Source organism: Cognataquiflexum nitidum (genome assembly GCF_022538055.1).
In the GTDB taxonomy this organism is placed as follows: Bacteria; Bacteroidota; Bacteroidia; order Cytophagales; family Cyclobacteriaceae; genus Cognataquiflexum; species Cognataquiflexum nitidum.
The window spans coordinates 184670-205809 of record NZ_JAKZAM010000006.1 but is presented as its reverse complement, the minus strand read 5'-3'; the positions used below and the strand labels follow the sequence as shown (position 1 = coordinate 205809).

Genomic DNA, 21140 nt, shown 5'->3' with positions numbered 1-21140 from the left:
TTTTAAATTTCATACAACTGATTGTTGTACTCATTGGGGTTTATAGTTTCTGTTTGTAAATTATCTATCACATGGTTGATCTTTTGGAAAACAGTAAAAAAGGTCTCCAATTCCTCGCTACTGACCACTTCTCTTACCTGCTCGTTGAATTCCATGATCGTCTGCACAGAGATTTCCTTTTTCCTTTTTCCTTCCGGGGTGAGAAAAATCCTCACAGATCTCTTGTCAATGGGATCAGGTTTTTTGTAAATCAGCCCTTTCTCTTCCATACTCTTCAGCATGCGGGTAAGGCTACGGGCCTCCAGCCCCATTAGGGGGGCGATTTTGGTAGCAGGTGTTCCTTCCTTTGAGTTGATATTGATCAATACAAATCCGATGGCTGTGGTAAAATCTTCCTGTGCTGCTTTTTGATTGTACATCCTGGAAATCGCATGCCAGGCACTCTTGATATGATAGTCAACTGTCTCTTCGCGCTTCATAGGTGTATTTTAGTACGCCTAATGTAACAAATATATTGTATGCATGCATACTAAATTGAAAAAAAGTTATGCATGCATAAGAAATTAAGTTTAGGCTTTGGGTAAATAAAAAAAACTATATTCTGAAGATTTACAGAATATAGTTTTAAATGCAAGTTTAAAAGATAAAAATACGATTAATCCAAAATAAGATTCTTATTTGATTGTAATCTTAGGAATACAATGATTCGATTTCCTGTGCAAATTTTTGATGGATAACTTTCCTCTTTAGTTTCATTGTTGGAGTTAGCTCACCTGATTCCACTGTCCACTGCTTGCTGAGAATCTTGAACTTCTTGATTTGTTCCCATTTACCAAAATACTTATTGAGATTGTCGATTTCCTTTTGAAATTTCTCAATTATCTCCGGTTTTTGAAGCATTTCCTGATCTGTAGTATAAGGAATATCCTTATGTCTACACCAATCTTGAAGTCCCAAAATACTTGGCACAATAAGGGCAGATGGATAATTTTTATTTTCCCCTACCACCAGAATCTGTTCTATCAAGGAAGACTCTTTGAACTTATTTTCCATCGGCTGTGGGGCAATATATTTTCCTCCTGAAGTTTTAAACATTTCCTTTTTACGGTCAGTAATTTTGAGATAATTACCAGGGTGGAGCTCGCCTATGTCACCCGTATGAAACCATCCATCTTTGTCCAAAACTTCATCTGTAAGGTCAGGTTGCTTATAGTAACCCTGCATAACATTGGGACCTTTAACCAATATTTCGCCATCAGGAGCTATTTTTACTTCTACATCCTTTACAATTTTGCCAACCATACCGATGCGTATATCCCTCAGATTACTGATGGAAGCAGAAACTACAGGAGAAGTCTCCGTCAGTCCATATCCTTCACATACTGGTATTCCTGCACTCCAAAATACCCTGGCTAATCTAGGCTGTAAAGCTGATGCGCCGGAATTGATCTGCATGATATTTCCGCCTAAAGCCTCTCTCCATTTACTGAAAATTATTTTATTGGCAAGTTTCAACTGCATATTGTAAAATGATCCCTGATCTTTATTGGGTTCAAATTTCAATCCAAGATTCAAAGCCCAAAAGAAGAGTGATTTTTTCACACCTGTCAATTCATAGCCTTTGGATACAATTTTGTCGTAGACTTTTTCTAATAATCGTGGGACAGTGTTAAAAATTTGTGGCTGAATTTCTTTAAGATTTTCTCCGATGGTCTCCATACTTTCGGCATAATAGATAGAAACCCCCATATAGATAAAGCAAAATGAACCTGCTCTTTCGTAAATATGGCAAAGCGGAAGAAAGCTAAGTGCTTTGGCTTCTCCTTTAGGTATGATTAATCTATCTTCAATCGCATAAATATTCGAAATTACGTTTGAATGGGTCAACATTACACCCTTTGGTCTACCGGTTGTTCCTGAAGTGTAGATAATGGTAAATAGGTCTTCATATTTAACGGCGTCTTTGATGGATTCCAACTCTGCTAGGTCTCCATCTTCACCTAAAGCCATAAAATATTCCCAATAATCACAACCTTGTATTTTATCGAAAGAGATTATCTGTGCTTCCATATCCGCGGATCCTTCAACAGCTTTTTGGTAGATTTCTTCATCTCCCACAAAGATCTTTTTTACTTCAGCGTGATGAAAAATGTAATGGTAATCGTCAGCCGAAATAGTTGGATACATAGGCACTGAAATAGCTCCAATCTGTTGTAAGGCGAGGTCTATAAAATTCCATTCAGGCCTATTGTTGGAAATAATCGCTACTTTATCATTTTTTTTAATGCCTGTTTTAAGAAATGCCAAGCTGATGCTATCAACTATTTTCTTTAAATCCCTGCTGGAATAGGTTTTCCAATCACCGCTGATTTTTTGGGCTAAGGCAATTGGTTTGTCGTAAGTTGTAATTTGATAATTGATTAAGTCGAAGAGTCTGTTGATTTGCATGATTATATTGGGTTAGGAAGGTTGTTGAAATTAGATAAAACCTTTCAGTAATCCAAAAAACGTACATTCAGTAATTTTCCACAGCTCTATATATTTAATATATTATTTATTTAAATAAAACTACTGTTGTTATTAAGGTGTGGATCTGTTGATAAATTTCTTCATTAAAGTAATCAACATTTTATATTATAATTTGTGTATTGTTCTCCACTTTTAATCCACAGTTTATTTTTATTTAAATCTTTGTATATCAGTGATATTGTTTCATCTTCTTGATTATTGTTTAAAAATAATCTTTGATAGTTGTGGGTTACTGTATGTGTTTTTATTTGTGAATAACTGTGGATGTATGGGTACTTATTCTGTGCTGTTTTTAAGTTATTCGGGAATTTGATTTTAATTATGGATAAGTCTTATCTTATGCTCAAGTATTGAGTACTTATTAACATCATTTCTTCTTGTTATCTACAATTTTTATGGTTTTTTTTCCTCTTTTTTAGGTATTCCTATCGCCTGATTTGGTTGAATAGTTAGATCCAAAGACCAACCTCCTCTGATTATAGTATCTCTTGGTTCTGGATTTTCGGAGTTTTCAAGATAGTAGATAGGTTCTGCCTGTCTGTTTTCTAACATATTTGATGTATCCCATCTTCGGTTTTCGTTGATGTCTAAGATTGCTCTTATATTATATGTGGCTGCTTCAAGATTTTTGAATATTGCTATGTTTGTATTGGTAAGATATTGTTCTTCTATAATTTCTTCTTTCTTGTCCATTATTTGGATAATAATAGGAAATAGATCTGTGTTAACAGTTACCTTGATCTCTTCCGCTAGTGTTTCTATATCCAGTTTTCTAAAAGCGTTTTCTATTTTTTTTTCATTGTATTCACCTTCTATATCCATAAAGGTAGAATCCATAGCATATAAAGTATATGTTTCCTGTTTTAAAGAGTCTGGTATATTTATCCTAATGTTTATTAATGTTCTATCCGAACTATCTTTAAATGACAGCATTTCGGGCTTTACATAAAGGTAGCTTGCACTGTCATATTTAATAAATAGAGAATAATAGTTAATCTTTTGGATTGGTTTGTTAAATTGTATACTTGCTTCTATATTTTTCAAAAAGTTTCTTTTTGATTTTATAGTTGGTTCTAATTTTTCATTCTTTCTATCACTGTTTTCAAATTTGGCATATATGGTTGTGTCTATTTTAAATCCTACCGAATCTGTAAATGATATTTTTACAGCTGTGCTGTCATTGATCAATGTTGTGTGGTATAATCTTATTGTTTTCTCGCTTTGCCTGTAGAATAGGTTTTTGTTTAACTCTTGGTGTTCTATATTTATCTCAATAGGATATTTACTGAGTACCAGGTCGTAGCTTTTGCCTGTTGCTGCTGCTCTATTGATTTTGAAATCTGATAGATCTGACTTTGTTAGATAGAACTTTGCTTCTTCTATATTTTTTGTAATGTTGATTGTATCTGTAATAAAGCTGTATGATTCTAGTTTTTCCTCAGCTTTCAGAGAGTTATTTTGATCGTGCCATGCGTAGGCTTTATATTTTCCCTCCTTGATATTGGTCAACGTGAAATTGCCTATTGAATCTGTTTGTCCGATATAATATGGGGCTGCCGTCAACACATTTGTAGTATCTTCAAGCGTATATAATCCTATTAGTACATCTGTTATATTTTTTTGTTTTTGTGGAAATATAAAAGATACGTTTCCGGAAAAAGTTAAACTGTCAATAGTTGGGCCTGTTGAAAAGACTAATTTTAAGTTTTCAGGAACATTGTTTTCAGTGATGTCTTTGATGGATTTTTGAAAGTTGAATACATAAGTAGTACTATCCTCAAGTTCCTGATTTAGGTTTATTATGACTCTATTTTTATTTGTGATTACCTCCATTTCATCTTTGTTGATTCTTGGTGTAATGATAATTTGTTTGTTTGGGGTTTCTGCTTTGACATATTCATCAAATTCAAGTTCGATAATATCTGGCTTAATGTTAACTGTCTCATTAGCGGGCGTTATCGTTAAAAGTTTAGGAGGGTCTTCATCTCTTGGTCCTCCCATAGGTGTTCCTTGCTTTGCACAAGATGATATCGTCAAAAAAATGATATATATAACTAAGTGTTTTAAATATTTCATATTTTCTTTAAAATGAACAATAAGCTAGAATAATTATTGTTGTTATGTTTTGCCCAACTATTTGATTTATAACCATTTATAATTGAATTTATCATTTTTGGTATAAATCCTTTATTTGGATTAATGTATTTTTCTGATAATAGTGATACGTAATAACTGTCAAATTTTAAAGGTTCGACTGCAATGATCTTAAGACCAATTTGATTTGCAAAAGTCTGCATTGTGGATTGGTTGAAATGGTACAAGTGTCGCGGTAGATCGTATGCTGCCCAAAATGAACCATATTTCTTGGCGTCATATGAGTTGATATTGGGTACTGCAATGAAGACAGTGCCATTTTCTTTTAATAGTGTTGTGATTTTTTTACCTGTTCTCTTTAAGGTATGAACATGTTCGATGACATGATATAGGCTGATGGCATCAAATTTTTCATCTTCTTTAAGTTGATCAAGATGACTTTTGACTTTTAGGTTTTTGTCCTTTGTAATGTTCCTTGCGGTTTTGTTTGGTTCTATTCCTAATGTTTTCCAACCTGATTTTTTTGCTGCCGAAAGGAAGTATCCTGTACCACATCCTATATCCAAAAGTGATCCTTTTTCATGTGTATACTGATTGAGCCATGATACTTTTTTCTTAATAGTTATATTTCTAACAAATTTGTATAACAAATTTATGAAATTCGTTGCTTTGTTTTGGTGTGAAATATAGTCCTCTGATAGGTAGTATTTGCTAATGTTGTCCTTGTCTGGTCTTGGATTAGTAAACACCAAATCACAAGAAGTGCATTTACAGAGGATGAATTTTTCTTGGCTAACAGAAAAATCCTTGATTTCTGTATGATTAAGAAAAATCCCACTTTTACATAGCGGGCATTTGTTTAACCTTTCTTGTGACATTATCTTCCCAAGTAAACTGTTAGAATAGATAAGTCTGCAGGTGTGACCCCACTTATTCTAGATGCTTGTCCCAATGTTTCTGGTCTTACCTTGTTAAGCTTTTGTTTTCCTTCAGCTGATAGTGCTGTGATCGTTAAATAATCAAATTGAACAGGTATTTTATAATTTTCCATATTGTTCAATTTTTCTACCATTTGCTGTTCTTTGTCTATATAGCTGTCGTACTTAATTTGGATTTCTGCTTGTTCCAGTACTTCTTTTTTATATTTGGATAGATAATGGTTAAGATCTTGATCAAGATTCATCAGTTCTGCCAATCCCAATTGTGGTCTCTTTAGTAGTTTTTCTACTGTTATTTTTTCTTTTATGATAGCAGTGTCAAATTCTTCCAGTCCTTCATTTACGCTGTCAGGAGCTAATTTTTTTTGCTTTAGGTCATTGATGAGTTTTGCGGTATCGGTTTTTTTGTCTAGCATTTTTTCATATCTATGGTTATCTGCCAAACCTATTTCATGTCCCATCTGTGTCAGCCTCAAGTCTGCATTATCTTGGCGGAGGAGTAGCCTGAATTCTGCTCTTGAAGTAAACATCCTGTATGGTTCTTCGGTCCCTTTATTGATCAAGTCATCTATAAGTACCCCAATGTATGCGTCAGATCTTCTGAGTACAAATGGGTCTTTTTTTTGCACTTTTCTTGTTGCATTGATCCCGGCCATAAGTCCTTGGGATGCCGCTTCTTCGTACCCAGTGGTTCCGTTTATTTGTCCTGCAAAGAAAAGGTTCTCTATTATATGTGTCTCTAAGCTTAATCTTAATTGAGTTGGAGGAAAGTAATCGTATTCTATGGCGTATCCTGGTCTAAACATCTTTGCGTTTTCGAAGCCGGCTATTTTTCTCATGGCTTTATATTGTACATCCTCTGGTAGAGACGTCGAAAAACCATTGATATACATTTCTACTGTTTTCCAACCTTCAGGTTCAACAAAAATCTGATGTCTATCTCTTTCAGCAAATCTGTTTATTTTATCCTCTATGGATGGGCAATATCTAGGGCCAAGACCTTGTATTCTACCATTGAACATTGGAGATCTATCAAAGCCAGTTTCTAGAGTTTCGTGAACATCCTTATTGGTGTGAGTAATCCAACATGTTCTTTGTTTTGTCAATGTATTTGTTTCATCAGAGAAAGAGAATTTTTCTGGGTTTTCATCTCCGTATTGGACTTCCATTTTGCTGTAATCCAAGGACCTGCCATCCACTCTTGGTGGCGTTCCTGTTTTCATTCTTCCTGCTTCAAATCCGAGTTGGACGAGTTGTTCGGTGATTCCTTTTGCTGCCGCTTCACCTGTTCTACCTCCGCCAAACTGTTTTTCGCCTATGTGTATTATGCCATTTAAGAATGTGCCGTTTGTAAGAACGACTGATTTCGACCTTATTTCTATGCCAATTCCTGTTCTTACACCAATTGCCCTATTGTCCTTAATTAATAACCCACTGATCATTTCCTGCCAAAAATCCACATTTGGGGTTTGCTCAAGAGCCATTCTCCATTCTTCAGCGAATAGCATTCTGTCATTTTGAGATCTTGGTGACCACATAGCCGGACCTTTTGACCTATTCAGCATCCGGAATTGGATCATTGATTTGTCTGATATTATTCCTGACATTCCGCCGAGAGCATCTATCTCCCTTACAATTTGTCCTTTTGCTACTCCACCCATGGCTGGGTTGCATGACATTTGCGCTATTGTGTTCATGTTCATTGTACACAAAAGGACTTTAGCACCCATCTTTGCTGCTGCATGTGCTGCTTCACAGCCTGCATGTCCTGCGCCTACTACAATGACATCATATATTGGAAACATAATTTTCTTTTTTTGTTCTGTTTCACTTGGAACATTCTGAACAGAGAATTTATCCTAATATTTTGTTTCACGTGGAACATTTCATTTATTCAATAAGGAGATGGCTTGATCCTCCATTTTTCTCATGTTGATTTTATCCTCTTCTTTTTTGTCTTTATATCCCATGAGGTGTAATAAGCCATGACTCAATACTCTTGAAAGCTCTTTTTCAAAAGGAACATTTTCTTTGAGTGCGTTTTCTCTGATTCGCTCGATACTTACAAAGATATCTCCATCAATCATTTTGTTTTTCTCTGAGTTGTCAAAAGTAATTATATCTGTATAAGTCTTATGTCCAAGGTATTCTACGTTGATTCTATAAAGATATTCGTCCGAACAAAAAATGTAATTTAATTCCCCTATTTTGAACTTATCTAAGTTTGCTACTTCTTTCAACCATTTTTTGACTTTGATTTTTTCCTGTAAAGGAAATTTAATGTCTTCCTCAAAAAAAAGAATTGCCATATTACATATAAAAAGTTAAAATGGTTTTTCGGCCGTTTTCTTCAAACTTGATACTGTCGGCGAGATGTTTCATAATAAATATACCTCTTCCACCGGTTTTTTCGAGGTTTTCAGGTGCTGTGGGGTCTACTAAATGCTCGAAATCAAAACCTTTGCCCTCATCAAATACAACGAACTCAACTTGATTTTCATCAAGATGTAACTCAAGGTTTACTTTTTTATTACCATCCATTCCATTTCCGTGAATGATGGCGTTTGTAACGCATTCGGTCACTGAGATCATAATGTTCCCATAAATGTCCTCATTGATCGGATACTTCTCCCTTGCATTATCTATAAAGCTTTCTACAATCTTTATATTCTCTATTAGAGAGGGAATTGAAATTTTGATGGAATTCATGGAAATAATATTGATATAAATGTTAATTTTATTATTTTTCTATTTCGATCATTATTGGGCAATGGTCTGAATGAAATGCTTCCGGAAGGATGATAGATCGCCTCACTCTTTCTTTCATAGGTTCTGTTGCCATATGATAATCTATCCGCCATCCAAGATTTTTGGACCTTGAACCGGCCCTATAACTCCACCATGTGTAATGATGTGGGTTTTGGTTAAACATCCTGAAGGTATCTACAAATCCCGATTCCGTGAACTTATCCATCCATGCCCTCTCATCCGGTAGAAAACCTGATGAATTCTTATTTGATATGGGATTGTGTATGTCTATCGGTTTGTGACAAATATTGTAATCTCCACTCAAAATTAAATTTGGGTGTACCTTAATCAAGTCCTGTGAATACCCAAAAATGTCATCCAAGAACTTATACTTGAAATCTTGCCTCACATCACCGGTAGTTCCTGACGGAAAATACGCAGAAACGAAAGAAAACCCATCGAAGTCTGCCCTAATTATCCTTCCTTCATCATCATAGAAAGGCATAGCAACTCCGTATTCTACATGATGCGGTTTTATTTTGCTCAAAATGGCAACGCCGCTATATCCTTTTTTTGCAGCAGGATACCAGTAAATACCATATCCCAAGTCCTCGAATATGGCCCTGTCAATCTGATTCTCTTCCGCTTTGATCTCTTGTAAACCAATAATATCCGGATCTGTCGCTTTCAACCAATCAGCAAAGCCTTTGGTAAGTGCTGCACGGATACCGTTTACGTTATAGGATACGATTTTCATGTTGCTTTGATTGTTCTATTTTGGGTTAATTTTTATTTGATTTCAATTTGAAATTCAGTTTCAAAATATTCCAAAACTTGTATTTTCAATAATTTCTCCTGCTCTAACACGTCAAAATGAGGAAGTTTGTTCACAAGTTTCCAATGTGGCCATCCATCTTGATCAATATAATCCAATTCGTAAAAACCCGCTTGGCTTAATACCCTGCAAATCCCTATATGCATTAAGTCCTGCTTTTGTTCCTTTGAAAAATTTCTGTTTCCCTGTCCAAGTTCCTGAACGCCTATCAAAAATAGAACCCCATTTAGGTCATTGGGTTTCTTTCCAATAAGCTCTTCCATGCCTTTTAGCAGTTTGCTCCAGCGTTTTTCAAGATCAAGGTCTTTTTTAAACATCTGTTTTTCCTTCTTGTTCCAACAATTCCCAATATTCAACCGCCCTTCTCAAATGGGGAATAACAATCGAACCTCCAATAATGGTTGCAATCGAAAAAACCTCAAATATCTGCTCTTTATTAAGTCCTGCCTCATGTGATTTTCCCAAATGGTACTTGATACAATCATCACAACGCAATACCATCGAACATGCCAGCCCGATCATTTCCTTTGTTTTGACATCCAAGGCGCCTTCCGCATAGGTATTGGTATCAAGGTTGAAAAAACGCTTGATTACCTTATTTTCCGAAGCCATGATTTTTTCATTCATTTCGCTCCTGTAGGCATTGAATTCTTCTATTAAATTCATTAAATTTTAAGGTGGTTTTAGTCAATTGCAAATATAACAGGTATTTACAGTCATTCAGTTCGATCTCCTCATTTTGAAAATGTATTCTAAGATTTTTGAAGATTTTTTAGCTCTGGTTTTTCCAAAAACCTGTTGTTTATGCAGAAGAAGTCTTTTCGACTTCGAAGATCAACTCTGTAAAATTTGTATAGCAGCCCTTCCTGTTACCAATTACCACCTCCGACCGCAAAATAATGAATTGGTTACCAAAATCATGGGGCTAACAAAACCCAATTTGGCAATGTCATTTTTGAGGTTTTCTAAAAAAGGTGCAAGCCAAAGCCTTTTACACCAACTCAAATACAAAAACAAACCTGAAATCGGGATAGAGTTGGGACGGCTATATGGAAATATTCTCCGACAAAGTGGTTTCTCCCAAAATTGGGATCATATTGTTCCTGTTCCCCTTCACCCTTTGAAGAAGAAAAAAAGAGGCTATAACCAAAGTGAACAATTCGCAAAAGGACTATCTGAAGCTTTAAACATCCCGGTTGCATTATCCTTGATCAGGGTACAATTCACAGAAACCCAAACTAGGAAAAGCAGAATGGAGCGGATCGAAAATGTGGCAGAAGTATTTGACGTAGATTCGCTGGATGAGATCAAAGGAAAAAGACTGCTTCTCGTCGATGATGTAATGACTACAGGAGCCACATTGATCACCTGCGCCAATGTCTTGTTGGAAAAAGGAAGCAAAGCCGTAGACTTGGCTGTCATTGCCGCTGGTAAAAATCAATAAATTGTAAACTATTTAATTTTTTACAATTTAAAATATGGCTCAAATTAATGAATGAGAGCTGTTTTTAAATTTTTATGTCTTTTATTTATTGCATAGAGAAAAAAGAATTGAAGGTGTCTTTGCGGGTAGATTAAGACCCGGATAAGAAGAATTTTTATAAGGCCATTCTGCTTCTTGATAACTTACCAGCTTCCTCCTGCCCCTCCACCTCCAAAAGAACCACCGCCAAAGCCTCCAAAGCCACCGCCACCTCCAAAGCCACCACGACCGGATGAGAAATCCCCAAATTTACCTCTGCCACCACCTTTGAGCATATTGGCTAGCATAATGGTGGTAAAGAGGTCTATTCCTCCTCCTTTGCCTCCCATGTGGTTGTCATTGTCCTTCCTGTTTTTGAGCATTGGAAGAATGACGAAAATAAAAATGAATATTAAAAAGAAAACTATTGCCCCTCCATGTTCTCCTGTTGAGGTTACTTTTTCAGCTTCATATTCTCCTGAAGCCAATTTGAATATCATGTCTGTGGCTTTGTCCAAACCTTTATAGTAAGCCTCCATTTTGAAATTCGGCACAATCAACTGATCGACAATTCTTTTGGCCAATACATCCGGCAATACACCCTCCATCCCATACCCGGTAGCGATGAAAACCTTTCTATCCTCCATGGCTGCTAAGATCAAAACGCCATTGTCAAGTTTTGATTGACCTATTCCCCATTTTTCACCCAACTGAAAAGCATAATCGCTGATATCATATTGGCCTACTGAGCGGATCATGACAATCGTGACCTGGGTAGAGGTACTGTCATTATAGGCTACGAGCTTGTTTTCTAGACTAAAAATCTCACCTGAGGAAAGTGAATTGGTATAATCATTGACCAGTTTTGGCGGATTGGGTACAGAAGGAAAATCTTCTTGGGCCAAAAGAGTTCCGACAAACAAAAGGACAATTAAAACTGAAAGGGAATATCTATTAATCATGATTTTTTTATCCAAAGGAGATTTCATCCGGCAATTCGTTGATATCACCTTTATTGTCATAGGGGAAGTGGGCTTTGAGCTGCTGTCCGCAGGCCTCAATTGCATTTGACAGACCTTCCGTAAAAGCCTGTTTTTTAAAAGATGTTGCCATATCCTCTTTGATCTTTTCCCAGAAATTGTGGGGAACGACCTTATTGATACCTGAATCTCCTAAGATGGCAAATTTGTGGTCTGCCACAGCCAAATAGAAAAGAACGGCATTCCTTTCTTTGGTTTTGTGCATTTTGAGGGTTTCAAAAACCTCTGCAGCCCTGTCCAAAACATCAGAGCCGCAGTGATTTTCGATATGTACCTGTATTTCCCCGGAAGTGGCCAATTCAGCCGCTGCGATCGCAGCAACAATCCTGTTTTTGTCTTCTTGAGAAAAGAGATTTTCTGCCATGATCCTTAAAATTGAACTGTCGGTGCATTTTCTGCCCCTGCAGCTGCTTCAAAATATCCCTTGGTTTCAAATCCATACCACCCGGCAAAAAGGTTGTTTGGGAACTTTCTCAAGTCTGAATTGTAGGCCTGTACGGACTGGTTAAAGTTTCTTCTTGCCACGGCAATCCTGTTTTCTGTGCCTTCTAGTTGGGCTTGTAAGTCGAGAAAGTTTTGATTGGCTTTCAGATCTGGATATTTTTCTACCGTCACCAATAGTCGGCTCAATGCACCGCTCAACTGATCTTGAGCCTGCTGAAATTGGGCGATTTTGTCAGGACTCAGATCATTCGCATCGATGTTGATGGAAGTTGCTTTTGCTCTTGCCTCGATCACGCCAGTCAATGTTTCCTGCTCAAAATCTGCATAACCCTTGACAGTACTGACTAGATTGGGAATCAGGTCTGCCCTTCTTTGGTATTGGGTTTGGACTTCGGCCCACTGACCATTGATAGTTTCTTCATTTTGGACAAACATATTATAGACCCCTACCGCTTTGGTATACATAAATATGCCCACTACGGCAATGATCAAAATAGGAATGAGTGCTTTTTTCATTTTTGAATTTGTTTAAATATTCACAAAATTAAAGTATTGAGTGGAATTTCTTTTGTGTTTGACTTTTATACGTCGTTATTTTTCTTCCGGATAATTGGCCTTCATATTTTTGAGATATATGTAGAAGGTAGTGCCGACACCCACAGTGCTTTCAACTCTGAGGTTGCCGTCATGAGCCCGGATTTGTTCCCGGATCAGGTAAAGTCCCAATCCTTTGCCATCCACGTGGGAGTGGAATCTTTGGTATAATCCAAATAGCCTATCCCTATACCTCTCAAGATCAATTCCGATACCATTGTCCCTGAATTCAATTACTGTAAATCCCTCCTCAAGGTAAGATTTGATCTGAATGACCGGGTTTCGCTCCGGGTGTTTGTATTTGATGGAATTTGTCGTGAGGTTGATGATAAAATTTTCTAAGTGGGAATAGATATAATTGATATAAGGTGCTGTATTATAATCGCTTACAATTACTGCTCCTGATTCTTTAAACTGTTTGGAAAGACTTCTTTCAATGTTTTTTAGCAACTTCCTGAAACTTACTCTTTCAATTTTTGGAAGCTTGTTCTTTTTGATCGAAACCACTTCAATAAGATCTTCAAGGGTACCATTCAATATTTGTGTCGAAATTTTGAGATTGTCAATGATCTCGACATTCTCGATGTCTGCCGGATAGTGGTAGTTGTATAGGTCCAAAAGTGAAGTAATGTTCACAATCGGAGCCCTGAGATTATGTGAAATGATGTAAGCAAACCGCTGAAGTTCCTCATTTTGGGATTTGAGATCTTTTATGAGTCTTTCCCGCTCAGTTTCTGCAATCTTGGATTCTGTAATATTTTGGGTTACCAATAGAATCCTGTCTACGTTATTTGTGCTGTTGGTCAAAGGAACTCCGTTTTTCAGGTAATATTGGTTGTTTACCATTACTTCAAAAATCACGGATTCTCCGGCCAATACTTTTTCCAAAAACTCCTTTACATTTTTTGATGTGTCATCATCATATATTGAAAGGTGTGGTGTCCCTATCAGCTTCTTTTGGTCGATCTGAAGAGATTGGTATCCTTTTCCATCGGTAAATACGTAATTGAATTCTTTGTCTAAAATCTCAATGGTACCATTTGGGAAGTTTTCTGCAATACTTCTAAAAAGTAATTCTGAAGAAATGAGTTTTTTTTCAAAATAAAGCCTGTTTAATTCTGCTCCCACCCGGTCAGATAATACGGTCAATAGTCCGGAAAGTCCCAAACTATACGGATGGTCTTGCTGATCCATTAAAACAAGTATCCCAAGACGGTTTTTGTCAATATCTATAATCGGTACGCCCAAATAGGTAGATATTCCCATTTTTACCAAACCTTTGTCTTTTGGATATTTTAGAGAAGCACCGGAAGCAAGGATAAAGGGATTATTGGAACTCAGGCAATCATGGCAAGGCGCATCCTTCAAGTCATACTGAAAATTCTTGGCTCTTTTTCCATTTTTAAAATAGGAAAGTGTGCTTGCCACCTGATTCTTTTCATCCACCTCCGCGATAAAACAGTTTGACATAAAGAGTTTCTCAGAAAGGAAAGAAGTCAAAACATCAAAAAATTCTTGTCCTGAGTACCTCGATGTCCTTTCGGTTAGTTCGGAAAGAATGTTGGATACATACTGCTGTTCACTGATATCTTCCAAAATCGCCTGAAAAACCTTTCCCTTCTCCACAGATTTGGCATTGACCCTGACATGGAACATCTTCTTATTAAAATGACTGACGTAAGGGCCTTCATAAAAACCATAACCCTTCTCGATGCTGTCACGGTAAGCAATTTCAATAGGATGTCCCTTGGTCAGTTCAAACATGTTTTTTCCTATCATCTCTGCCGGATCAAGTACATTCACCTTGTCCATAAATTGTTTGTTCACATCAAGGATAATTCCTTGGCTGTCATATTGAAATATGGGTAGAGGGTTCTCATCAAACAAAATTTTGTACCTGTTCAATAGGGAAAATGATTCTGTTTCTTTTTGTTTGGTGTAGGTAATATCAATAAAAAACCCCGCCCAGATAGATTCTTTGGGAAATTGCTTTAGCCTGTTGGAAGCACCATAAATCCATTTGGTTTTTCCTGAAGGGGTAATTATCCTAAAAGTACTTTCAAACTTTAGGTTCTTTTGGAATGATGTTTTATCAGCTTCATTTACCTGCTTAATATCCTCCTTATGGACCAATTGACGGATACTTGCGTCGTCCTCCAAAATTTCGGAAGGGTCTAGTTCCCACAGGCTTTTACTCCCCTCACTGACAAAAATAAATTTTCTTGTGCCGTCAGGGAAAGCTTTTAACATATAGACCATTCCCGGAACTACTCCTGTGAGTTGGTCTAAGATGGTTTTATGCTCCAAAAGATCTTTCTCTATTTCTTTGAGGGCGGTGATGTCTGTGATTACTCCAAGGGAAAGCCCCGAGCTGTTTGGGTCATCCAATAACTTATTCACCTCATCTTGGACATAAACATAGCTGCCGTCTGCGTGGCTGACCCTGTAGATCATCTTCGAGCCATGATCAAAACCCTTATTGAAGTAATGACGGTCAAGCGGATGGACAAGGTGTATCCAATCTTTGGAAGAATGATTTTCAAAAAAAGCTGCTGAATAACCAAGGATTCCTTCAAGGTTTCCTGAAAAATTGATCAAGTCGGTTTTTAGGTTGTATTCATAATATATAGGCGCCTGTTTTGAAGCAGCGGGTAAATCATCTTCGATGGAATCGCTCTTGTCGCCCAATGGATTTGCTCCATAAACAAGGGCTACAAGTGAATGGTTTTCCCCTAACATTTTCTTTGACAAATAAATATGTCCAGGGAAAATTGTCAGAATTTGGTCGTTTTCATCTTCAAGAAAACCATCAAAATCAGATTCTGAGATGAAATCAAATTTTGAATAGAAGTGGGTTTTCCATTCCGATACACTGTGCAGTAGAGGACCTGATTGTATTCCTGAAAAAACCCTATCATGGGAGTTGTCCAATATCCAAGAAAATTTGACATGATTTTCAAATGGCAACTGCGATATCAGCACATTTACCAAGTAAGATTTATCTTCTTGTGAAATCACATAACCTTCCACCTGCACAAACCTGAAAAATCTCCCTTTCCAAGTAAGAGGACAGATTATTTTGTCTCCATTTCCCAAAATCTCAAACAGGTATTCAAAAAAAGGTTTTGGTAAGGTGGGAAAAGATTTTTCAAAAAAGGCCTCCTCATAAAATTTTTCTCCTTCTGTCAGGATGTTCCTTATTTCGGAAGATATATATAGCAGCTCATACCTGCCGTCATCATACTTTTTAAAAGTAAGAAGGATATTTTGAAAAGAAATTTTTGCGCTTTCGGACATATAATAATCAAAGAATTCATTGAGCCGGCATCCTCAATTGGGATCCCAACTTAAAAAACATTCATCTAAATATACGATTCTTCACAAACAACTGTAAAAATGAATCTATATGAAGAATGCGAAAGATACTTCCTAAATCTGTCTTTTGAGTTTAAATTTAAACTCTTTTAACTCAAAATTTGCAGGGTTATCGTCTAAATACCGCTTCATGGTGATTTTTATTTCCTTGCCTTCTTCCGATCTAAATAATTTGATCAGATCCGGAAGCTCCCAAAAATCAATGGGGATGTTATTGATACTCCGGAACTCATCCTTCATCCTGATGCCGGACTCATAGGCGGGAGAACCTTCCCTGACTTGGGTCACAAAAATCACCTTCTCATCAGAAGATTCAAGTCTAGGGGTAATGCCACTCATGTCAAATTCAAAAGGTATGGCAAATGTATCTCCTCTTTTGAAATACATCTTTTCCCTATTGTAGTCCATGATCACTGTCATCCTCCCCAAAATCTCCGAACCAATACTTCCCTGCCTTCCACTTTCGCGGATGACATAGCTGAATTCAGTTTCTTCAGGAAATGAGGTGATCACATCCTTAAATTTCATCCCATTGATATTCAAAAGAAAAGTACGGCCAACAAAACCAAACAAATCACCCCCGAGAGACCTCCCCAAATCACTTTCTATGTTTTCTTTCGGCAAAATTATTTTGTCACTCGTTTCCCTGTTTAACAACAATCCATGGTTGGCCCCAATATCTATCAATAGCTTGCTTTCCAGTTCTGAGTTTGCCTCTTGCTTCACTTTTGCCAAGATATATGGTTTGCTGTTGTCAAGTTTGATATCAACTTTCTTGTAGCCCAGGGGTTTCCTTTTTATCATCTCTCCTGCATAGAAGGTGATTTTTTGCTTATCATAATCGATCTTGACAGGATTGTATTTGAAAAATTCATACCCGATTACACCATAAACAGGTATGCCAATTACCTGTTCGAGCTCCATAAAATCTTCATCTAAGACGAGTATAGTTTGGAAAATCCCCTCCAAAGGACCCATATCGACATAATTATTTGGCGAAACCGAGGCTGTCAAAATAGTTTGCCCATCAGCACCGACAAGATCAAGCTTTCGAGTATAGGTAAGCCCAATATAATTTCCAAAGGTTTTACTGAATAGGATATTGGTCTTGACTCCGGTATCCAAAAGAAAATTTACAGGAGGACCGCTATTGATGGAAAGGGGTATTACAACAAGGTTATTGGATACAATAATGGGCAATTCTATCTTTTTCGATTTTTCTCTCATATAGAATCCCGGTACCTGCGCAAAAGCCGTAGTTACGTTGCAGGAAAAAAACAGAATAATGAGAAATAAGGGGCGCACAGTATTTTATCGTTTTCTTGGGTCTATATGTTGTTTAATATAAGCATAAATACATTTCATTTATGTTTTGTTTATTTCTTATTTTTTGAGGGAACCTACTTTTTTCAAATTTTAACCGGATTGATATCAAATTAACCCTTGGTAAATCAATGAAGGGTTTGTATTATTGATAAAATCTAAAAAATACCCCATCTTTATTTTTTGGTACAATTCATTATGGCAGAATTATCAGTTGTAGAAAAAGCAAAGAAAATTTTTGAAAACTTCCTGTTGAGACAGGGAAGCAGAAAAACTCCTGAAAGATATTCTGTTTTGGATGAGCTTTATGCTTTGCCCCAAGACGAACATATTGACGTAGAAGGTCTTTTTCTTTTGATGAGAAACAAAGGCTATACAATCAGCCGTGCGACTATTTATAATACGCTGGATCTTTTGGTAGAATGTGGACTAGCAGTGAAGCATCAGTTCAAAGACAAAGTCGCACTTTATGAACAGGCCCTGACATACAAGCACCACGACCATCACGTCTGCAATCAATGCCGCAAAATCAGAGAATTTTCTGATGAAAGAATCAATTCCATCAAAGATGCTATGGGCAAAGAATTTCAATCAGCCATTACCAGCCATTCTTTGGTATTGTATGGAGATTGTCAGATTGAAAATTGTGACAACCTCTCTTTGGCTTAATTCTTGGTTCTGAAATACTTTTTGTAGATAGGTTTCCTGTATAAAAACTGCAGGTACATCGCAGGATAAAGAAATATTCCCAAAAAGCCCGGTTTTGCCTTAAAGGTTATTTCATCTCTGATGATAGATCCTAATCCGTTTTTTATTATCCTGTGTTTATGTTTCCACTCTCTTAAAAAAAATGGCAAATCAATGCCCTGATCGACAAAGAAAAATTCTTTCCCATCAGTATGGTCCTCGGTGATCAAACTTGTCCATTTTTGCTTGAACAATAAGAAATCCAGTTCTAATGTAACTAGGTCTCCTTTTTCCGATCCATCAAACCGCAGCAGCCTGACAGGAGGAAAAGGAGGGCTGAGTTTGGTAAACAAGCTTTCATTGAAGCCTTCTTTGACCTGAAGGAAATCCTGTTCAACGGTAGTTTCAATATTGATTTTCATGTATAGACCTAAGCCCGAAAAGGATCTATTTGTTTTACCCTTTCCTCATAAATTCTTTAGTCGACTTTTTTCAGGTACCTGAAAAACTCAGAATCTGAAGATAGGATGATGGTGGTATTTTCATCTAGGGATTTTTCAAAACTCTCCATGGATCTGATAAACTTATAGAAATCTACCGATTGGCGGCTTCTGTTGTATGCGGCTGCATAGATCTTGGTAGCCTCGGCATCTGCCCTTCCTTTTATTTCCTCTGCTTTTTTGAAAGCCTCGGACTGAATTTCCGCAAGGTCTTTTTCCTTGTTTCCCTCGATTTTCCTTGCTTCACCCTGACCTTCTGACCGAAATTGATCGGCGATTCGATTTCTTTCACTGATCATCCTGTCATATACCCGGTCCCTTACCTCATCCACATAATTCATTCTTTTGAACCTGAAGTCCAATACCCGTACACCAAGGTCTGCAGTTCTTTCGTTCGCTTTCTCGAGTACTATCTTTTCAATTTGTGCACGTCCCACACTGATGTCCTCCAAAATTTCTATCTGCTCCATAAATTCCTCCGTGATTTCAGGATCTCTGTTTGAGGACCTTACCAAATCCAACAGGTCATGGCTTGCCACTGCATTTCGGGTCTCGCCATCAAGGATATCATCAAGTCTCGATTGGGCAGAGCGCTCGTCTCTCAGCCTTATAAAAAACTGAAGGGGATTTGTGATTTGCCAACGGGCATAGGTATCCACAAAAATAAATTTCTTGTCTTTGGTAGGAACCTGATTCCGAGAACCATCCCATTCCAGGTAGCGCTTGTCAAAATACTGCACTTTGTGGAAATAAGGGATTTTAAAATTCAGGCCAGCTTCTGTCCGTGGTTCACCGACAGGCTTACCAAATAGCGTGACGATCGCCTGCTTGGTTTCGTCCAAGATGAAAATACTGCTGTAAATGGTATAAAGGAGGATCGCCAAAAATACCAGAATGAGTGTCTGTTTGCTTCTCATGGGTTGATTTTTTTAGCTTTGTCTATATTTAGAAGAGGAAGAATATTGTTTCCCTTGTCATCTACTATTATTTTGTTGCCGATTTTTGGCAGGACTTTTTCCATTGTTTCCAGGTAGATCCGCTGCTTGGTCACCTCGGGAGCCTTCACATAAGCATCAAAAAGGCTATTGAACCTGTCTGCCTCACCTTTGGCGCGGTTGACCCGGTTTAGCGCATAGGCTTCGGCAAGCTGAATGGTTTCCTCGGCTTCACCTTTGGCACGGGGAACTACCCTGTTATATTCAGCTTCGGCTTGGTTAGTAAGTGTTTCTCTTTCCTGTTGTGCTTCATTGACTGCATTGAACGATGGCTTTACAGTCTCAGGCGGATTGACATCCTGAAGGACCACTTGGTCAATTCGGATTCCGTTTTCGTACTCGTTACACATTTCCTGAAGCAATACTTCTACACTTGTGGCGACTTCCTGTCTGCCTACAGTCAAAACTTCATTGACAGTTCGGTCACCGACGATTTTTCTCATCGCTGCCTCGGACATGTCGCCAAGGGTCTTTTCTGCATTTCTTACTTTAAACAGGTAATTATAGGAATCCACTATCCTGTATTGCACGACCCATTCCACATCGGTAAGGTTGAGGTCACCTGTTAGCATCATGCTTTCCTCTCCAAAATTGCCCTTTGTATATTCCGACCTTTGGTCTGCCTTGATAGTCCTGAATCCAAACTCCTGCTTGAGTTGCCTTTGAACAGGGATTTTATACATACTTTCTAGGCCATATGGAAGAATGAAATTCAAGCCAGGCTGCACAGTTCTGTTATATTGTCCCAACAGTACCACAACACCTTCCTCTTCAGGTCCGACCGTTTTGGTGCTGGTAAAAATGGCAACAACCAATAAAAACCCACCGATTACCTTGCCGGCGTATTTTTTAATCCAGTCCGGATCTATATTTATTTCGTATTTGTTTTCATTCATGCTGCGTTCTTTAATGTCGATTTAGCCGAAAATACCACAAATTTTTAGAAAATTAGTACAAATACCAAGAAGAGTACCAGCCAGATCAAATCCATGAAATGCCAATACGTGGTAAAAAGTCTGATCCGCATCTTTTCAAATGGATTGGTCATCATCAAGATTTGTTGTATCTCACTTTTGCCATTTTGGATGTACTGGACTAGCATGATTATCGAAAAAACCATCACCCCCAAAAGGTGGAAAATATGAATTCCGCTCAGAATATAAAGAAAACTCCCGCTTGGCAAACCCCTGAAATCCACACCCATCATTGTCAGTTCCCGCCATCCAAAAAACTGCAAGATGGTAAACACCAGACCCAAAATCGATGTCAAAATCAGGGTTGATTTGAGTTTTTCGAGGTTTTCTTCAGTGAAATAACCCAACAGTTTGGAAACAGTGTAGCCGCTGTAAAGAATAACAAAGGTGCTCAGAATAAATGCTTTCGGAATCTTGTGATCGTACTGCTCAAAATATCCTGTACCTGAAGCTAAGAATGCCACTGTCAAAAAAAGGAAAATCAAACCACTGCCAAACATTCCCAAATACATCATGGTTTGATAGGGATGCATTTTTTCTACCCTTTGTAGCCAGCTTTCCTTTGTTTTTTCCATGTGTATCTAAGTTATATTTCAGTAAAC

21 protein-coding genes are annotated in these 21140 nt (G+C 37.5%); 2 read left to right on the top strand and 19 right to left on the bottom strand.

All coding sequences use genetic code 11. The annotated features are described in order from the left end of the window. Positions 1-2 precede the first annotated feature (2 nt). From MMU07_RS06155 to MMU07_RS06110, 10 genes are all read right to left on the bottom strand, one after another. Positions 3-479: a MarR family winged helix-turn-helix transcriptional regulator gene (locus MMU07_RS06155; RefSeq protein ID WP_241124968.1), complete on the bottom strand. Its 477-nt coding sequence runs from the start codon at positions 477-479 to the stop codon at positions 3-5. Between the two features lie 211 nt (positions 480-690). Next, on the bottom strand, positions 691-2448 hold the full coding sequence (locus MMU07_RS06150) for an AMP-dependent synthetase/ligase (protein ID WP_241124967.1): 1758 nt from the start codon (positions 2446-2448) through the stop codon (positions 691-693). A gap of 474 nt (positions 2449-2922) precedes the next feature. Beyond that, positions 2923-4605, bottom strand: a complete 1683-nt coding sequence (locus MMU07_RS06145; RefSeq protein ID WP_241124966.1) for an Ig-like domain-containing domain — start codon at positions 4603-4605, stop codon at positions 2923-2925. After that, positions 4602-5501 (bottom strand): class I SAM-dependent methyltransferase, encoded by a 900-nt coding sequence (locus MMU07_RS06140; RefSeq protein ID WP_241124965.1) that lies wholly within the window; start codon positions 5499-5501, stop codon positions 4602-4604. Before MMU07_RS06140 ends, MMU07_RS06145 begins: the two co-directional genes overlap by 4 nt. Then, a complete protein-coding gene (mnmG, locus tag MMU07_RS06135; protein WP_241124964.1) occupies positions 5501-7366 on the bottom strand; it encodes a tRNA uridine-5-carboxymethylaminomethyl(34) synthesis enzyme MnmG in 1866 nt (621 codons plus the stop codon). Before mnmG ends, MMU07_RS06140 begins: the two co-directional genes overlap by 1 nt. A gap of 81 nt (positions 7367-7447) precedes the next feature. Next, on the bottom strand, positions 7448-7870 hold the full coding sequence (gene ybeY / locus MMU07_RS06130) for an rRNA maturation RNase YbeY (RefSeq protein WP_241124963.1): 423 nt from the start codon (positions 7868-7870) through the stop codon (positions 7448-7450). A 1-nt stretch (position 7871) separates the two neighbouring features. After that, positions 7872-8270, bottom strand: coding sequence for an ATP-binding protein (locus MMU07_RS06125; protein ID WP_241124962.1), 399 nt, complete (start codon positions 8268-8270; stop codon positions 7872-7874). A 31-nt stretch (positions 8271-8301) separates the two neighbouring features. Then, positions 8302-9066, bottom strand: a complete 765-nt coding sequence (locus MMU07_RS06120; protein ID WP_241124961.1) for an exodeoxyribonuclease III — start codon at positions 9064-9066, stop codon at positions 8302-8304. A gap of 32 nt (positions 9067-9098) precedes the next feature. Further along, entirely contained in the window at positions 9099-9461 is a 363-nt protein-coding gene (locus MMU07_RS06115; RefSeq protein WP_241124960.1) for a hypothetical protein, read from the bottom strand. Beyond that, positions 9454-9810, bottom strand: coding sequence for a carboxymuconolactone decarboxylase family protein (locus tag MMU07_RS06110; protein ID WP_241124959.1), 357 nt, complete (start codon positions 9808-9810; stop codon positions 9454-9456). Before MMU07_RS06110 ends, MMU07_RS06115 begins: the two co-directional genes overlap by 8 nt. 253 nt (positions 9811-10063) lie before the next feature. Between MMU07_RS06110 and MMU07_RS06105 the strand changes: the two genes are divergently transcribed. Continuing rightward, a complete protein-coding gene (locus tag MMU07_RS06105) occupies positions 10064-10588 on the top strand; it encodes a ComF family protein (protein ID WP_336246174.1) in 525 nt (174 codons plus the stop codon). 182 nt (positions 10589-10770) lie between these two features. Here MMU07_RS06105 and MMU07_RS06100 read toward each other — a convergent pair whose 3' ends face one another. The 5 genes from MMU07_RS06100 to MMU07_RS06080 form a co-directional block, all read right to left on the bottom strand. After that, entirely contained in the window at positions 10771-11568 is a 798-nt protein-coding gene (locus tag MMU07_RS06100; RefSeq protein ID WP_241124957.1) for a TPM domain-containing protein, read from the bottom strand. 7 nt (positions 11569-11575) lie between these two features. Further along, positions 11576-12010: a TPM domain-containing protein gene (locus MMU07_RS06095; RefSeq protein ID WP_241124956.1), complete on the bottom strand. Its 435-nt coding sequence runs from the start codon at positions 12008-12010 to the stop codon at positions 11576-11578. Positions 12011-12015: 5 nt separating this feature from the next. Beyond that, positions 12016-12606, bottom strand: a complete 591-nt coding sequence (locus tag MMU07_RS06090; RefSeq protein ID WP_241124955.1) for a LemA family protein — start codon at positions 12604-12606, stop codon at positions 12016-12018. 75 nt (positions 12607-12681) lie between these two features. Further along, entirely contained in the window at positions 12682-15981 is a 3300-nt protein-coding gene (locus MMU07_RS06085; protein ID WP_241124954.1) for a PAS domain S-box protein, read from the bottom strand. Between the two features lie 132 nt (positions 15982-16113). Next, a complete protein-coding gene (locus MMU07_RS06080) occupies positions 16114-17364 on the bottom strand; it encodes an aspartyl protease family protein (RefSeq protein WP_241124953.1) in 1251 nt (416 codons plus the stop codon). A gap of 216 nt (positions 17365-17580) precedes the next feature. Between MMU07_RS06080 and MMU07_RS06075 the strand changes: the two genes are divergently transcribed. Further along, entirely contained in the window at positions 17581-18051 is a 471-nt protein-coding gene (locus tag MMU07_RS06075) for a Fur family transcriptional regulator (protein WP_241124952.1), read from the top strand. On the opposite strand, the gene MMU07_RS06070 is transcribed toward MMU07_RS06075, so the two are convergent. The 4 genes from MMU07_RS06070 to MMU07_RS06055 are packed head-to-tail and all read right to left on the bottom strand — an operon-like array spanning position 18048 to position 21113. Further along, positions 18048-18491, bottom strand: a complete 444-nt coding sequence (locus MMU07_RS06070; protein ID WP_241124951.1) for an SRPBCC family protein — start codon at positions 18489-18491, stop codon at positions 18048-18050. The genes MMU07_RS06075 and MMU07_RS06070 overlap by 4 nt on opposite strands. Before the next feature lie 56 nt (positions 18492-18547). Further along, entirely contained in the window at positions 18548-19486 is a 939-nt protein-coding gene (gene hflC / locus MMU07_RS06065; protein WP_241124950.1) for a protease modulator HflC, read from the bottom strand. Continuing rightward, positions 19483-20460 (bottom strand): FtsH protease activity modulator HflK, encoded by a 978-nt coding sequence (hflK, locus tag MMU07_RS06060; protein ID WP_241124949.1) that lies wholly within the window; start codon positions 20458-20460, stop codon positions 19483-19485. The genes hflC and hflK overlap by 4 nt, the downstream gene beginning before the upstream one ends. A 44-nt stretch (positions 20461-20504) precedes the next feature. Next, on the bottom strand, positions 20505-21113 hold the full coding sequence (locus tag MMU07_RS06055) for a cytochrome c oxidase subunit 3 (protein ID WP_241124948.1): 609 nt from the start codon (positions 21111-21113) through the stop codon (positions 20505-20507). Between the last annotated feature and the right edge of the window lie 27 nt (positions 21114-21140).

What these genes read in the sequence shown, in the direction of transcription:
- MMU07_RS06100 (WP_241124957.1), bottom strand. Translation starts at nt 11,568, where the DNA reads ATGATTAATAGATATTCCCTTTCAGTTTTAATTGTCCTTTTGTTTGTC.
- MMU07_RS06090 (WP_241124955.1), bottom strand. Translation starts at nt 12,606, where the DNA reads ATGAAAAAAGCACTCATTCCTATTTTGATCATTGCCGTAGTGGGCATA.
- MMU07_RS06105 (WP_336246174.1), top strand. Translation starts at nt 10,064, where the DNA reads ATGGGGCTAACAAAACCCAATTTGGCAATGTCATTTTTGAGGTTTTCT.
- MMU07_RS06150 (WP_241124967.1), bottom strand. Translation starts at nt 2,448, where the DNA reads ATGCAAATCAACAGACTCTTCGACTTAATCAATTATCAAATTACAACT.
- MMU07_RS06055 (WP_241124948.1), bottom strand. Translation starts at nt 21,113, where the DNA reads ATGGAAAAAACAAAGGAAAGCTGGCTACAAAGGGTAGAAAAAATGCAT.
- MMU07_RS06085 (WP_241124954.1), bottom strand. Translation starts at nt 15,981, where the DNA reads ATGTCCGAAAGCGCAAAAATTTCTTTTCAAAATATCCTTCTTACTTTT.
- hflK (WP_241124949.1), bottom strand. Translation starts at nt 20,460, where the DNA reads ATGAATGAAAACAAATACGAAATAAATATAGATCCGGACTGGATTAAA.
- MMU07_RS06120 (WP_241124961.1), bottom strand. Translation starts at nt 9,066, where the DNA reads ATGAAAATCGTATCCTATAACGTAAACGGTATCCGTGCAGCACTTACC.
- MMU07_RS06140 (WP_241124965.1), bottom strand. Translation starts at nt 5,501, where the DNA reads ATGTCACAAGAAAGGTTAAACAAATGCCCGCTATGTAAAAGTGGGATT.
- MMU07_RS06095 (WP_241124956.1), bottom strand. Translation starts at nt 12,010, where the DNA reads ATGGCAGAAAATCTCTTTTCTCAAGAAGACAAAAACAGGATTGTTGCT.
- mnmG (WP_241124964.1), bottom strand. Translation starts at nt 7,366, where the DNA reads ATGTTTCCAATATATGATGTCATTGTAGTAGGCGCAGGACATGCAGGC.
- MMU07_RS06070 (WP_241124951.1), bottom strand. Translation starts at nt 18,491, where the DNA reads ATGAAAATCAATATTGAAACTACCGTTGAACAGGATTTCCTTCAGGTC.
- MMU07_RS06145 (WP_241124966.1), bottom strand. Translation starts at nt 4,605, where the DNA reads ATGAAATATTTAAAACACTTAGTTATATATATCATTTTTTTGACGATA.
- ybeY (WP_241124963.1), bottom strand. Translation starts at nt 7,870, where the DNA reads ATGGCAATTCTTTTTTTTGAGGAAGACATTAAATTTCCTTTACAGGAA.
- MMU07_RS06075 (WP_241124952.1), top strand. Translation starts at nt 17,581, where the DNA reads ATGGCAGAATTATCAGTTGTAGAAAAAGCAAAGAAAATTTTTGAAAAC.
- MMU07_RS06125 (WP_241124962.1), bottom strand. Translation starts at nt 8,270, where the DNA reads ATGAATTCCATCAAAATTTCAATTCCCTCTCTAATAGAGAATATAAAG.
- MMU07_RS06110 (WP_241124959.1), bottom strand. Translation starts at nt 9,810, where the DNA reads ATGAATTTAATAGAAGAATTCAATGCCTACAGGAGCGAAATGAATGAA.
- MMU07_RS06155 (WP_241124968.1), bottom strand. Translation starts at nt 479, where the DNA reads ATGAAGCGCGAAGAGACAGTTGACTATCATATCAAGAGTGCCTGGCAT.
- hflC (WP_241124950.1), bottom strand. Translation starts at nt 19,486, where the DNA reads ATGAGAAGCAAACAGACACTCATTCTGGTATTTTTGGCGATCCTCCTT.
- MMU07_RS06115 (WP_241124960.1), bottom strand. Translation starts at nt 9,461, where the DNA reads ATGTTTAAAAAAGACCTTGATCTTGAAAAACGCTGGAGCAAACTGCTA.